This is a genomic window from Sulfuritalea hydrogenivorans sk43H, assembly GCF_000828635.1.
GTDB lineage: Bacteria > Pseudomonadota > Gammaproteobacteria > Burkholderiales > Rhodocyclaceae > Sulfuritalea > Sulfuritalea hydrogenivorans.
On sequence record NZ_AP012547.1, the window covers coordinates 475,887 to 489,137 of the forward strand.

Annotated in this window: 13 protein-coding genes; 4 read left to right on the forward strand and 9 right to left on the reverse strand. The window is 61.8% G+C overall.

Annotation, left to right across the window (positions count from 1 at the left end; all coding sequences use genetic code 11):
• Window positions 1–39 precede the first annotated feature (39 nt).
• The 5 genes from SUTH_RS02390 to SUTH_RS18195 all read right to left on the reverse strand — a co-directional run bounded on the left by SUTH_RS02390 (window position 40) and on the right by SUTH_RS18195 (window position 4,417).
• Window positions 40–594 (reverse strand): 3'-5' exoribonuclease, encoded by a 555-nt coding sequence (locus SUTH_RS02390; protein WP_148312829.1) that lies wholly within the window; start codon window positions 592–594, stop codon window positions 40–42.
• Between the two features lie 217 nt (window positions 595–811).
• Window positions 812–1,465, reverse strand: coding sequence for a hypothetical protein (locus tag SUTH_RS18190; protein ID WP_052473112.1), 654 nt, complete (start codon window positions 1,463–1,465; stop codon window positions 812–814).
• A 105-nt stretch (window positions 1,466–1,570) separates the two neighbouring features.
• Window positions 1,571–1,900, reverse strand: a complete 330-nt coding sequence (locus SUTH_RS02400) for a hypothetical protein (RefSeq protein ID WP_041096819.1) — start codon at window positions 1,898–1,900, stop codon at window positions 1,571–1,573.
• Window positions 1,901–1,940: 40 nt separating this feature from the next.
• Window positions 1,941–2,231, reverse strand: coding sequence for a hypothetical protein (locus tag SUTH_RS02405; RefSeq protein ID WP_231851089.1), 291 nt, complete (start codon window positions 2,229–2,231; stop codon window positions 1,941–1,943).
• A 2-nt stretch (window positions 2,232–2,233) separates the two neighbouring features.
• Window positions 2,234–4,417 (reverse strand): AAA family ATPase, encoded by a 2,184-nt coding sequence (locus SUTH_RS18195; RefSeq protein WP_052473114.1) that lies wholly within the window; start codon window positions 4,415–4,417, stop codon window positions 2,234–2,236.
• Between the two features lie 612 nt (window positions 4,418–5,029).
• Here SUTH_RS18195 and SUTH_RS02415 point away from each other — a divergent pair.
• The gene (locus SUTH_RS02415) at window positions 5,030–5,248 is read left to right on the forward strand and encodes a helix-turn-helix domain-containing protein (protein ID WP_052473796.1); all 219 of its coding nucleotides are present in this window, start codon (window positions 5,030–5,032) and stop codon (window positions 5,246–5,248) included.
• 83 nt (window positions 5,249–5,331) lie between these two features.
• On the opposite strand, the gene SUTH_RS02420 is transcribed toward SUTH_RS02415, so the two are convergent.
• From SUTH_RS02420 to SUTH_RS02435, 4 genes are all read right to left on the reverse strand, one after another.
• Window positions 5,332–6,408, reverse strand: a complete 1,077-nt coding sequence (locus SUTH_RS02420) for a T6SS phospholipase effector Tle1-like catalytic domain-containing protein (protein WP_052473116.1) — start codon at window positions 6,406–6,408, stop codon at window positions 5,332–5,334.
• 88 nt (window positions 6,409–6,496) lie between these two features.
• Entirely contained in the window at window positions 6,497–7,789 is a 1,293-nt protein-coding gene (locus SUTH_RS02425) for a deoxyribonuclease II family protein (RefSeq protein WP_041096825.1), read from the reverse strand.
• Window positions 7,790–8,424: 635 nt separating this feature from the next.
• On the reverse strand, window positions 8,425–9,564 hold the full coding sequence (locus SUTH_RS02430) for a HAMP domain-containing sensor histidine kinase (RefSeq protein WP_041096827.1): 1,140 nt from the start codon (window positions 9,562–9,564) through the stop codon (window positions 8,425–8,427).
• Window positions 9,564–10,259, reverse strand: coding sequence for a response regulator transcription factor (locus SUTH_RS02435; protein ID WP_041096829.1), 696 nt, complete (start codon window positions 10,257–10,259; stop codon window positions 9,564–9,566). The genes SUTH_RS02430 and SUTH_RS02435 overlap by 1 nt, the downstream gene beginning before the upstream one ends.
• A 172-nt stretch (window positions 10,260–10,431) precedes the next feature.
• Between SUTH_RS02435 and SUTH_RS18200 the strand changes: the two genes are divergently transcribed.
• The 3 genes from SUTH_RS18200 to SUTH_RS02450 all read left to right on the forward strand — a co-directional run bounded on the left by SUTH_RS18200 (window position 10,432) and on the right by SUTH_RS02450 (window position 13,246).
• Window positions 10,432–10,962, forward strand: coding sequence for a Spy/CpxP family protein refolding chaperone (locus SUTH_RS18200; protein WP_052473118.1), 531 nt, complete (start codon window positions 10,432–10,434; stop codon window positions 10,960–10,962).
• On the forward strand, window positions 10,959–12,224 hold the full coding sequence (locus tag SUTH_RS02445; protein WP_052473120.1) for an alpha/beta hydrolase family protein: 1,266 nt from the start codon (window positions 10,959–10,961) through the stop codon (window positions 12,222–12,224). The genes SUTH_RS18200 and SUTH_RS02445 overlap by 4 nt, the downstream gene beginning before the upstream one ends.
• Before the next feature lie 305 nt (window positions 12,225–12,529).
• A complete protein-coding gene (locus SUTH_RS02450) occupies window positions 12,530–13,246 on the forward strand; it encodes an EF-hand domain-containing protein (RefSeq protein ID WP_231851090.1) in 717 nt (238 codons plus the stop codon).
• Window positions 13,247–13,251: the final 5 nt, after the last annotated feature.

The window sequence follows — 13,251 nt, forward strand, 5'->3', positions numbered from 1 at the left end:
GTGGTCTTACTGTTTTTCAACACACAATATGCAATTCGTCTACAGGTTCCGGGGCGATTCACATGGCTCTGTGCCCGGCATCTTCACAACCATCCATCCCGCCTTCAAGGCTCTGGCATCCACCAAAGCGTGGTGCTGCTCGCCATGCAACTGGTGGTATGTCGCTATGACCCTACTAAGGATTTGATCCACTCCGCTCAGGTCGAGAATGTGCTGCACCATCCTGCCGATGAGATTGAATTCAACCGTCCACGCCCGTTCGCCGGGCGGTCGCGTCGGAAACAGCAAGAGGAAGTGGTCCCAGTCCCATGATGAGTCTGCGATCATTTGAATTTGGCACTGCCGATTACCGTCACGCACGGTATCCAGCCAAGTTTCAATCCGAACCGCCGTTGCCGCCTTGGTCAGTACCTCCGGGGCATGCCGACCGAACAGCGACAGTACGTTCTTCTTGACGAAGTCGGAGCTGCCGTTCAGGTTGGCATCCGAGATTTCAATGTACAGTTCGGCATCGCTATCAGCGACCACCAGCCCGATGGATAACAAGCTGGAAGCGGGCGAAAGATTTGTAAACTCGCAGTCATAAAAGACCATGACAGGCTCCCCGCTTGATGGAGGATCCGGCGGCAAGTCCAGCAAGTCGAAGTCAGGTCGGGCCATGTTCTAGCAGGACGCCAAAGAACGGGCTTTGCGATTGTCCGAATTCATTGAAACAGCAGCAAGATAAGCACTCACCGGTCGATCTACCTTTCAGGGAAATACGATGTCTCCCGCCAGATCTTCTCGAGTAGCCCATGAGCGGGGCAGCTATTCACGTCAGGTTGTCCCAATCCTGGACATGGTAACTAGGCGGCGGATTCAGAACGCCCCACACCTTCTGGATTCCGGCGGCGGCAAACGCGGCGGCAAAGAGCATGGGGCCGTCAACTACGACCGTTTCGCCGGTGCGAATGTTTTCCACCGTCACCTCGGCCTCGTCGGTATGGAAATCGCGCACAACGGAAACCGAGAAGCTCTCCCGTTTCGGAAGCGCGCGTGGGCGCGGCAACGACGTGCCGGTCATCTGTTCGAGCACGATCAGCATATGCTTGTTGGCCAGTCCGGCAAACGGCCTTCGTGGAAACTCGCAGCCGGTGTCTGCCGCGACAAACAAAGCGAGCGCGGCCGATCGGCTGATACCCGCCCGGCAATGAATGATCAGGTCCAGATACTCAGAATCGGCGTGAAGCCGGCGCACAAAGCGGATCACCTGGTCGGCGTGCGACGGATCGAACAGCGTCCAGCGCGTTTCGGTCTCGGCTCCCGGATCGACGTCGTGAAACACCAGTCGGAGAATCACGTCCTCGTGGAACGCGAGCGCCGCCGGATCCGCCTCCGGCTCGGTGATCGAAATGACCGCCAGGTCGTTTCTGGCCGGAAGGGATTCCGCCTTGAGGCGGGAAATGAAATCAACCGATCGAATCATGGCTCTCTCCGGTTCGTGGAGTGAATAGGTTGGGTTTGATATCGTTCATACAATGCCGAGGATGGTCTTCAAGGAAAGCAACGCATTCCAGTGAACGCACGGCCTTCACAATCTCATCGGCTGCAACACGTACGTCTTGCTGTTCACAATATTCCCGGCTTGATCGACCTCAGGCCCCCACCCCAGCGTATGCAGGGCTTCCGCGAGGATTCGCGAAGCCGCTTGTTTATCGGCTCCCTTGGGAATACGAAAAGTCGGCAGCAGCAACTCCAGCTCGCCGGATATGCGGGGCGCCAGGAACAGGCCGTCTGGCGTAGCGCACAACAGGCCGTACTCGCCTCGCCCTTCGATGCCCTTGATGTCGAAGATCACGCGCCCATACCACGGACTGTCTTCGCGCGTTTCGAACGCTACGCTGTCTATCCTAAAAGTCATGATGCTCTTTGCCTCCTGAAATCTTGGCAGTTTCCCCTCGTCATGATCGATTCCCCCAAAAGCCGCTCGCCCGGAAAAGAACGACCCATGCCCGGACCGATGCGACAGCCCCGAGTACCGCGCCGGCGATCAACAACCCTTCACCGATGATTCGCAGGGAGATCGATGCCGGTTCCGCCATCGTGTTCCCGATCGCGATGGCGCCAGCGCCGGTCAACAGCATCACCACGCTGACCGCCATCGAACGCAACAATTGGGGCATCACCTTTTGGAAGGGAGCACACCCGGCCCGAAAGCCTTCGGTGAAGTTGGTGATCTCTTTGCGGACCATCATCAACTCACCCGCAGCAGCGGGCCCTCATCCACTTTTGAGCGATGCTTCGCCTTGACCTCCAGTTCCAACTGAGTCAGCCACGCTTCCGGCGACAGCTCTTCGCCCAGCAACAGGCATTGCCGCTTCACCGTCGCAAAGTCCCCCGGCGTCAGGTCCAGCATGAACGCCAACCGCTCCTCGTAGGCCGATTGCCGTTTCTCCGCAATTGGCTTGCCGCGCAGCCCGGTTTCGTTGAGGAACATCGCCCAGCGCTGCTCCAGGGTCAGCGGCAGGAACTCCAGCTTGAAGGTGAAGCGCCGCAGCGCCGCCACATCCACCTGGCTAAACAGGTTCGTGGTGCAGATGAAGATTTCCTCGAAGCGCTCCATCCTCTGCAAGAGTTCATTGACCGTACTCACCTCCCAGCCATGCTCGCTGCGCGAGCGGTCGCGCAGGAAGGAATCCGCCTCATCCAGAAGAAGGATCGCTCCTTCTTCTTCGGCCTCATCGAAAGCCTCGGCAATGCGCTTCTCGGACTCCCCCAGATACTTGTCGAAAAGCTGGGAGGCGTGCTTGATCAGGATCGGCTTGCCCAGTTCCAGTGCCACATGCTCGGCGAACTGGGTCTTGCCTGTGCCAGGCAGACCATACAGGCACAAGCTTCCCTGCGGCCGGCGCTTCAAGGCTTGGAGTATCTGGGCGGGACCGAAGCGTCCCGCGGCATGGATGTAGTCCAGGCTGTAGCGGGTCACCGGGATCCGCGCCTCGTCCTTGCCCCGACGCGCCAGCGCCTTCTGGCTGCGCGTGGTGGCCACCAGCAGATCCCGGGCAAAGATCTTGCGGGAACGGCCCGCCGTCATCGTTGCCAGAGTCCGGGCACAGGCCAGTTGCTGGGCCGACAGTCCCTCCAACTTCGCCAGTTCCGCCTTGTGGCACTTTGCCAGCGGCAGCGACTCGATCATCGATTCAACCAGGGCCAGGCGGTCGGCTCGGGTGCCCTTCAAGGCCTCGGCATGGAACAGGAAGCGGGTCAGGGTGTCCCGATGCAGCCGTTTCGCTTCATGGGTGAGCCACAGGGTCGGCACCGGATTCTCCGCCAGCAGGCGCTCATCCAGGGGCCGAGCCTCCTCGTCCTCGTCGGTCAGCCCCAGAAAGAAGGCAAAGCCATCCGGCAAGGCCCGCGACAATACGGCCTGGGCCTTCTCGACGACCAGTACGACGCGTCCCGGTCGCCGGGCGAGCAGGCGTTGCGCCACCATCACGGCGGCGGGCCGGTCCTTCTCCGGAATGTCGGCGGCCAGGGTATAGGCGCCGCCGGCGATGGCCTGGACCAGACCATGGGCGAGGCGTTTCTTGTCGACCGAGGACTTGCCATGCACCAGCACGTTGATGCCAGGTTCGCGGCGCGCCAGCAGAACCACTAGGATTTCGCGGTCGTCGGCGGGCAGGCGTGCCGCGCCCCCGGAAGAGTCTTTCAGAGCGAGGGCTTGCAGGAGGCCTTCCTCGAAGCGGGTGCCGGTCTTGACGAGCAACTCCATCCAGAACTCGGACATCCTGGGGACGCCTTCCTTGGCATACAGCAATCCCGACCCGGCGAGTCGTCCCGTGGCCGACAGCGCCCCGGCGAGGGACTCGGCATCCAGATCAAGCAGGGTCTGCCAGAACAGGGGGCGGCTCCAGCGCTGCTCGGAGAACATCCGGGTGAAGAGCTGCGCCGCCGGGACTACCGTATAGACCAAGGCGTAGGCCATGACCCGGGTTTGCGCCGGGGAGAATTCCAGCAGACGGGCTAAGAGCGCCAGCCGGCCACCCGGGGTGATTTCCTCGGGAAAATCGTCCATCGTCAACCCCTCGCGTTGACGTGCCAGGCACTCGGCACAGGCGTTACGGTAGGTATCCTCGCTGTTCTTCAGGGCGGTGTGCAGTTCCATGCCTTCGGCCATGCGCCGGGCCAGATCGGCTGACAGGGCCATGGGTACTTGGCCGCGCAGGGTATCGATGAGGTCGAGTACCGCATCGTGTGCGCCGTAGCGGGTACGGACGCTGGCCAATGTGGCTTCAATCTCGTCGGGCCACTCGAGGATGTCGGCGACGGTGGCGTAGTGGGCGGCGAACAGCAGCGGCTCGGAGAAGAGGACCGCGAGGGTGACCGGCGTGGTGCCGACGCGCAGCGGGCCGAGGACGACATCGGGGAGGTGGGCCATGATCAGTGTGCCTTTTTCGGTTCAGGTGAGGTATTCAAAATTGGCGCGACTCGATCCCATCGTTCTTGCCATTTTTGACGCGAGGTCGAGCCGAACAACCTGTCTAATGAGCGAACAATCCAGTCTCGGATCACGGGCACATTCGGTGGCCTTGATGTCATCGCACAGATGGCAGGAGTGCAAATCGCGGTACCCGCGGATGGACCGGCAACCGGCCTCAAGTCGGTCGGACTCGTCAGCAAAATCGACAATGGCGATGTGGGCGAATGCGCTACGCACGGTCAGAGACCCCTTGACAATGGTTGGCACAAGCTTAGTGGTTCAGTGGCTCGCCACGTGAGCCACTGGATTCGTCGTTGACGAATGGACTTATTGCGCGCGGCGGCCTTGGATGCCGTCAATCAACTACCGCGCGCCGATACCACTCCGACTACTACAGTCTTGCCACTTAAAAAGAAGCACATCGTTACTATGCCGATCTGATTTCTAGGGATATCCTTGGCACCAGCTTTGCTGGCGTGCAGTGATTACGTGCCCGACGCGTATCATCGATACCTCACTGCACAACATTGAGCTAGCATAGCGGTCACTACACCCTCGATGGAGTTCGCCATGGCCCGAAAGCAGAAACTTGATTTTTCCGACATCGCTACCACGCGAAAGAAAGCCAATCTCAGTCAGGTGGATTTCTGGGCACGTTATGGCGTCACGCAGTCGACCAGTTCCCGCTACGAAACCGGCCGCACTATTCCGAAGCCGCTGGCGATCCTGTTATGGCTTCACCAGTCAGGGAAGGTGACGGACAAGGATCTGGCCGAAGCGTTGAAGTAATCCGTAATGGCTACGGTTCGAGTGACGGAAGGCCGTCACGGAACCCCGTCTTGTCGCTGCGCTCTGCCGGGTCGCCTATCGAGTTATCGCTGGATTTCCGTAAACGCCGCCGGAAGATTCGTCGGTTGATATGACGGGACTTGGCGGCTGCGTTCCGCAACGGACCAATGAATATTGGAGTTTTCGGGAACATGCCGATACCGCCCGGCATGGATGATCCATCGCGTGGCCCACCCCGCGGCCGCGTCCCGGTGCGGCTTCGGAATGAATTCCGCGATCCACCACAGCCCCTTCAGCGATTCATGCTGCACCGATGCGGGATCGGGAGCAGCGTAATCCACGGTATCGACAGTCGGAAGAATCACGTCCTTTCCCTTGGGGTTGAACCGTAACCCGAAGGCTTCGGCCTGCTCGATCATCCATTGGAGTGCGATCTTGGATAGCCCGGCTTCCTTTTCGGCATAGCCGCCGCCGACGTCGCAGTGCACGCCCGGGAACCAGATCTGCAGCACGTCAGTCGGCAGGTCGGGATCGTGGCCCCATAGATTCTGGGGGAAGTAGGCCCGGCGCTCATCCAGGGCGACCGCGTGGCGCACAATTTCAACGGAAGGGTTGTTGGCGGTGAACTGCAGGGTCTGCTGATCCCACATCCATCCCACGGAACTCACCGTATCCCAGAGCCCGATGAAGTGGATCGGCACCTTGCGCGAGAACGTGTGCCGGAAGCCGTTGTACAGCTTCGGGTCCTGTTCCCGCTTGAACATGTTCCAGGCGAACGGCAACAACTCCTCGTTGCCCTGGGTCAGCAATCCCACCTTGTGCACCATGGCCGCCACGGCTCGGGCCGTATAGGCGCCGCGACTGAAGCCGAAGATGAAGATCCGGTCCCCGTCCTGGTAGTAGCGCATCAGAAACCGGTAGCCGTCGCTGACGTGCTCTTCGAGTAGCCATGCAATCGCCAGGTCAAGCCGGGTGATGAACCACTTCTTGAACTTGTCCCAGACCCCAGGCGGCGCAAAGGTCCCGATACCGGGCTGGTAGTAGGCTAGCTGATCACCGCCGGCACGGTCCAGCATGCCGTAGAGCTTGACGACGTTGGTATTGGTCGCCGCATATTTGTTGTTGGTGCCGTCAAAGCACAGAACGATGTTGCGTCCCATGGCGCCCCTCCTTATCTGCCGTTGCCGGCCGCTTCATTCACGCCTGCCCGGTTCTTTCCCGGCCAATAGTCTGCAAGCAACTTCGCATTCACTCCGCAGGAGCTTGGGTCGGCGCCGTGTCACCCTTGATCAGCTTGGCGATCTCGTCGGACAGCACCTTGTTCTCGACTACGTAGAACAGGCCGCCCCGGCCGTTCTGGCTGCTGCCGCAGTTGGCTCCCGACAGGGTGCCTTGCTGGTTCATGTCCCCGAAAATCGCGAAGTTGTTCGGGCCGGCCGTCGATACGCCGATCTTCGCGTGGTTGAAATCCGGACCCGGACCGCCCTTGAGGCCGAACGTCGTTCCCTCCCATTGGCCGGTGGTCGCAATCTCCACCGCGCCGGGCGCACCCAGATTGGTGTCCCAGCACGCGACGGGAGTGGACGCCGTCGTCGAGTCGATCTGCGGATTGGCCCACCAGGTGGCGGTCCGGAGGGACGCGCCACCCAGGACCGCCGAGACCATCTGCCAGGGCGGTACGTGAAGGGCCGAGGGCTTTGACAGCAGCCCCACGCCAGTGGAGAGCCGGACTCTCGTAATCGACGTACCCTTGGTCTTGGTGCCGAGGTTCTTGACGAGCGCCTGGATGTCCTCAGGCCCCCCGTTGCGTACGATCTGGGAGTTTTCGGGATCGGTGACCACACTGGCGTTGGCGAGGGCCTCGAGGATATTCACCAGATCGTCCTTGGTCACCTTGAGCGAAAAGAAGTGCTGGCTGACCTTGACGTCGTTGTCCGTCACGCAACCCAGCGTGTTGCCGTCGGCCTTGCGCGGAAACCGGCGGCTCCCGGCGGCGGGCCAGGAGGGAGTCGATACCTGCAGGACCAGCCCGTCGCCGGCGTCGTTCCAGGCCACCATGCCCTTGGAGTGTCCCCAGGGCGAAGAGCACACGGTCGAACACCCCGCAATGGGCGGATCGTTGTAGAACTGGTCGTTCCAGATGACGTAATAGAACGAGCCGTTATAGACCGCGTCGAAGGTGGCGCCGAGCGGATCGGCCGCCGTGGTGCCGGCGCAGCCACCGCCTTTTCGGAGCGTCTGCGTCTCGCTACTGGCATAGACGTACTGCTGACCCAAGGCGTAGTTCTGGACATCGCCGCCGAAGGGACAGGCGCGTTGGTCGCTATCCCCGGCGCCACACCCGGGAAAGGACTTGGCGTTGAACTTGAAGACGAACCACCAATCGACCGCATGGTCTTTTTCCAGAAGAGGCGTCGGGGCGGTAGCCGTCTGGGCGAAGGCTTGGCTACCCGGGATGACGGAGAAGGCAGCGAGTCCCGCGAACAGGACGGCGGTGTATAGAGCGCTGCTGAATCGTGACTTACGGTTCTTGTCTTGCATGCTTCATGCCTCCTTGGTGACCGATGCGGTGGTAATTCAGGGCAAGATGTTGTCGTTTCGAGTCACGTTCACGTCTGCGGAACATCCGCGGGACGATTGAGCCCGACGGTCAGTTCGGGATGGCGCGCCGAGGGCCATCGCTTGGCCCACTGTTCCACCGACTGTTCCTGATTCCGGCCTACCGGACCGATGCCGCCGCATGCGGCGCATACCACTGCCCATCTCGATTCATCTACTTCGATGGGATGCGCTTGTTGCGAACCGCAGAAAGGGCAGGGGGGAATTGGGATCGATGTCGCTGCAGGCACGGCATACTTGTTACTGCCCCGCAGCATGACATCGTTCTGGCGATTTGACAATTGCACGAAAGCAATAGATCGTCGCACCGCATTCACAATCAGCGTGTCACACCTCTTTGCGGCCTATTCATTAGCAATGATTGCGGGCTTGGGCATGACACCGCTCACCACGATGACCTCAACAGCACATTCGCAATAATAAATTTGTGCCACGGGTATCTGTCGGTCCCGTCCCTCGGCCTTATGGAAAGCTTTGCACAAGGCCGATTCCTAGCCAGATAGAGTGGTTCCATGGATTGGATAGAGTCACCGGGCTCTTCAGCAATCTCGAGTCCGTCAATCATCCCGGATTTCGGGAACCCGCTGGCCGGCCCTGACCGGTAGCGGTAGCAACAGCGTCACCATCAGACCACCTTTGACTTGGTTTGCAGCCGAGACACTGCCGCCGTGGGCCTCGACGACGCGGCGGGTGATGGCGAGCCCGAGTCCGTAGCCGGCAACGGATTGGCCGGGGTCACTGCGAAAAAACGGATCGAAAATCGCGGCGAGATCGCCGTCGAACACGCCCGGCCCGCCGTCCGCGACCGTGACGCGCAGCCGTCCGTCGGCCGAATGCGCGGAAATCGCCACGATGCCGCCCTCCGGCGAATGAAGCACGGCGTTGCGCACGACGTTTTCAATGGCGCGGTAGAGCAGTTCATGGCTGCCGCGCGCGACAACCGGGCCGTTCAAATCGACTTCGATCGCGCAATGCTTGCCGTCGGCCTCGAAACGGGCGTCGGCGGAAATGTCAGTGACGACTTCGCGCAGGTCGACATCCTCGTCGAGTTTGCCGGTCATGCCGGCGTCGAGCCGGGCCAGCGTCAGCAGTTCGCCGACGAGTTTGTCCATGCGCGCCGTGTCGCGCTCGATGCGTTCGATAAACTCGGCGCCGCGCTCGGGTTGCTGCCGCATCAGGTCGGCGGCCGCCTGCAACCGCGCCAGCGGCGAGCGCAGTTCGTGAGAAACGTCATGCAGCAGCCGGCGCTGCGCGTCGAGCAAATTCTGGAGGCGGTCGGCCATGTGATCGAAATCCTTGCCGAGATCGGCGAGTTCATCCTTGCGGCGCCCCATCGATGCGCCGATGCGCGTCCCCAGTTTGCCGCCAGCGACCGACTCGAAGGCGGAGCGCAGGCTACGAATCGGCTTGGCGAAATACCATGCCAGCAGTGCTGCGAACAACAAGCTCACGACACAGCCCGCGAGGATTGGCAGCAGAGGTAGCGACAAATAGTGGGGCGGTGGCGGGGGTCGATCCGGCAGTGGCGGCGGGTGATCCGGCCCGCCAAACCTCGGCGGGGGCGGCCCCTCGGCGAACGCTCCCGCTCCCGGCATGTGCGCGGGGCGCTCCAGCCATATCGCGACGCCGACACCAACCGAGGTAACGACCTGCGCCAGCCAGAAGATGAAAAAGAATTTCCAGAACAGGCGGCCCATCAAGGATTCTTTTCGGCGATCAGTTGATAGCCCTTGCGGATCACGGTCTGGATGCAGGAGCGGCCGTCGGCCAGCTTGCCGAGCTTGTGACGGATGCTGCTCATATGCACATCAATGCTGCGGTCGAAGCGTGTCAGTGGCCGTCCGAGCACTTCCTGCGAAAGATCGGCCTTGCTCACCGGGCGTCCGGCGTTGCGCGCGAGCGCTTCGACCAGATTGAACTCGGTGCTCGTGAGATTGAGCGCCTTGCCGGCGCGCTCGGCGCGGCGCTGCGCGGGCCAGACTGTCAGGGTGCCGGCGATGATGGCTTGCTCGCTCGCCGTGGCCGCCGCACCGACACGTTTCAGAATGGCACGAATACGCGCTGTCAGTTCACGCGGTGTGCACGGCTTGGGCACGTAGTCGTCCGCCCCCAGTTCGAGGCCAGTGATACGGTCGCCATCGTCGCCGCGCGCCGTCAGCATGATGACCGGCACCGCGCTCGTCGCACGGATTCGCGCCAGCGCCTGAATGCCGCTGATGCCCGGCATCATCACGTCAAGCACGACAAGGTCGTGCCCACCGGACATAGCCGCAGCGGCACCTGTTGCGCCGTCGTGTGCCGCAGCCACGGTGAATCCCTCGCGTTCGAGGTAGTCACGCAACAACTCGACCAGTTCGACGTCGTCATCGACCAATAACACACTGAACGGCATAGCTTCTTTCACGGAATCCGACAGTGGCGATCATAGGACATGGCTCGCGCGCACGGCAGGTTTTTACCGGCTTTTACCGCAGTGCTAACCGTGCTTTACCGGAAATTTGTCGAATATGTCGTCATCGCGCCGGCCTGCCATTGTGGCAGGTCCGCGACCCAGGGAGTCACCGATGGAAACCACCCAACACCTCAGGATCAAACGCTTCGCTGCAGGTGCCGTGGCGATAGCGCTGCCGCTGGCAGTCACGGCGCACGGCCCGATGGGCGATTCGTCCGAGAGCTGTCCGCCGACACCCCATACGGGCGACCCGATGGCACTGCCGCCGCCCGGCAGGTTCCCCGTAGCCCCGCTGCCTGGTGCAATGCCAATGCCGCCCTACCTGCACGGCCTCGAATTGACGGAAGCACAGCGGGACAAGCTGTTCGCGCTGATGCATGATCAAGCGCCGAACGAACGCGATCAGTTGAAGAGGGCCTTAAGGGCGATGGAGGATTTGCGTCGCCTCGTCACCGCGGACCGCTTCGATGTCGACAAGGCACGCATTCTGGCCGAAACCCACGGCCAGGCATTGGCACAGTTGGCCCTGATGCACGCCGAGCTCGACGCCAGGATGCGTACGCTTCTGACACCTGAACAACGCCAGCAACTCGACGATGCGCGCACCAATGCCGAGTCGCGCCGCGGCTTCAAGCGCTCATGAATGCATCCGAATCGCGGCTTCCTCATGCCGGTGTCGCTTCGCTAGAACGCCGCCGCGCCATTTTTCTGGCAGGCAGCGCGGCGCTGCTCGCCGCCTGCGGCGGCCCGCGTATGCCGCGACGCGAGGAGGATAACGAACTCAAGCGCTTTACCGAACGCGGCTATACCGCGGCGACGGCAACGACCGCCGAACCCCATAGGGACATGTGGCTGCGCGGCGATGAGGAAATCGTCATTGAGTTGCTGGTGCCGCAAAGCGCTAGCCGGAGTCCGCTCGTGGTCTATCTGCCGGGCATGGGCGAGCCCGTCGAGGCTGGCGCCGTCTGGCGCAATGCGTGGGCACAGGCTGGCTACGCGGTCGCGTCGCTGCAAACCGGATCCGGTGGTGCGCTCTGGTCATCGGCATCCGGCCACAACGGCGATTCTGCCAAGGTCGCGCGCGAGCAGTTTGCGGTGAAGTCCCTGGCGACGTGGATCGAGCGTGTCGCCTTCGTCCTGCAAGGCATTGTCCGCCGCGCGAAAGCCGGCGAAAGCTTTTACGCGCGGATCGACACCGATCGTATCGCCGTTGCCGGCTTCGACCTCGGTGCGCAAACGGCGCTGGCGTTCGCCGGCGAAAAGCATCCGGGCATAACAGACCTGCCGGCCATGCCCGGATTGCGTGCAGTGATCGCCCTGAGCCCGCAGGCGATCCTTGCCCGCGGCGGCTTCGCCGAGCACTTCGGCGACATCCGGCTGCCGACCCTCGCCATCACCGGTACCGAGGATATCGATCCCTACGGCATCGTCGACTCGCCCCACACGCGACAGGCGCCGTTCAGTTACATGCCGCCGGGAGACAAGTACCTTCTCGTCATTGAGGACGGCACCCACCAGTTGCTGGCCGGAGGCAACCGCCCGCTCGCCGCGGCCGAGCACGCGAACGGCCCGGCTGGGGACTCTCCGGGCGGCGACGGACAGCGCGAGCCGCCTGGCGGCATGGGGCGAGGCGGCCCTGGCGGTGGTCGAGGCGGCATGGGTGGCCCGGGCGGCGGGCGGGGCGGTATGGGGGGCGGTCCGGGCGGCGCGTCTGGCGGCCGACCCGACGAAGCAAGGTTCCGGCGGTCCGCCGGCATAGGTTTGCAGCGTCAGACCGTGATCATCGAGCGGGTGTCGGTCGCCTTCCTCGATACCGTGGTCAAGGACGATCCGGTCGCGCGGGAGTGGCTCGCGCGCGACGCGGTGCGCTGGAGTGACCCGCTGGCGCGATTGAAGATGAAGTGACGGCAATCCTTGCCGGCGCGAATGCCCGAATCACGTTGAAGGCAATTCCAGTCGTCTGTCGCCAAAGAGTTTTAACGAGGCTTTACATCCACCAGAGTTTGCCGGCATCCGGCAATGTCCAAAAACCGCCGTTCGAGGCAGCAGGCAAACAACGTCCAAGCTACTGAATGTGACGTTTTTCTTAACCGGCTTTTACCCCGCTTTACGGCAAATGCTGTGAATCTCGTGGCTTTCCGGCCGATATCTTGCACAGATGCCATTGCGTGCATCGCACGTCGACCCACTCACCATGAAAGGAACACATCATGAGCAGCAGCATTGGCAGTATCGGTAGCAGCTACAGTACGACCATGCAGTCCATGCGGACGAAGATGGCGAACAACCTGTTCTCGAAGCTCGACACTTCCGGCCAGGGCTACCTGACGAAGATCGACCTTCAAGCCGCCTTGGACAAGGTCTCGTCTTCATCCGCGTCTTCGAGCACAACGTCGAGCGTCGACGACCTGTTCTCGAAACTCGACACCGACAGCGACGGCAAGGTCACCCAGCAGGAGTTCTCCGACACCCTGCAAAAGGTCGCCGAGCAACTCGACAACCAGGCAATGAGCATGCGCATGAACGGCGGCATGCAAGGCATGGGCGGCATGCCCCCTCCCCCGCCGCCCCAGGACGGCGACAGCGGCTTCACGAAGGACGAACTGACCAGCCAACTCAGCGAAATCGGCTCGTCCGACAGCAAGCGCTCGGCGGCGATCTCGAACATCGTCAAAAACTTCGACAAGGCCGACACGGATGGTGACGGCAAGGTCAGCTTCAAGGAAGCGATGGCCTTCGATCAGAGCACGTCGTCGTCTTCCTCATCGACATCCTCGTCGACTTCAACCGATGCGAGTTCGTCGACTTCCAGCAGCGACCTGAACGCGAAGCTGTTGTCGCAGATCATGAAGCTGATGCAGGCCTACGGCCTGGGCAACGACGAAACCCGCAACAGTTTGTTGTCGACACTGTCTGTTACAGCGTAGGCGGG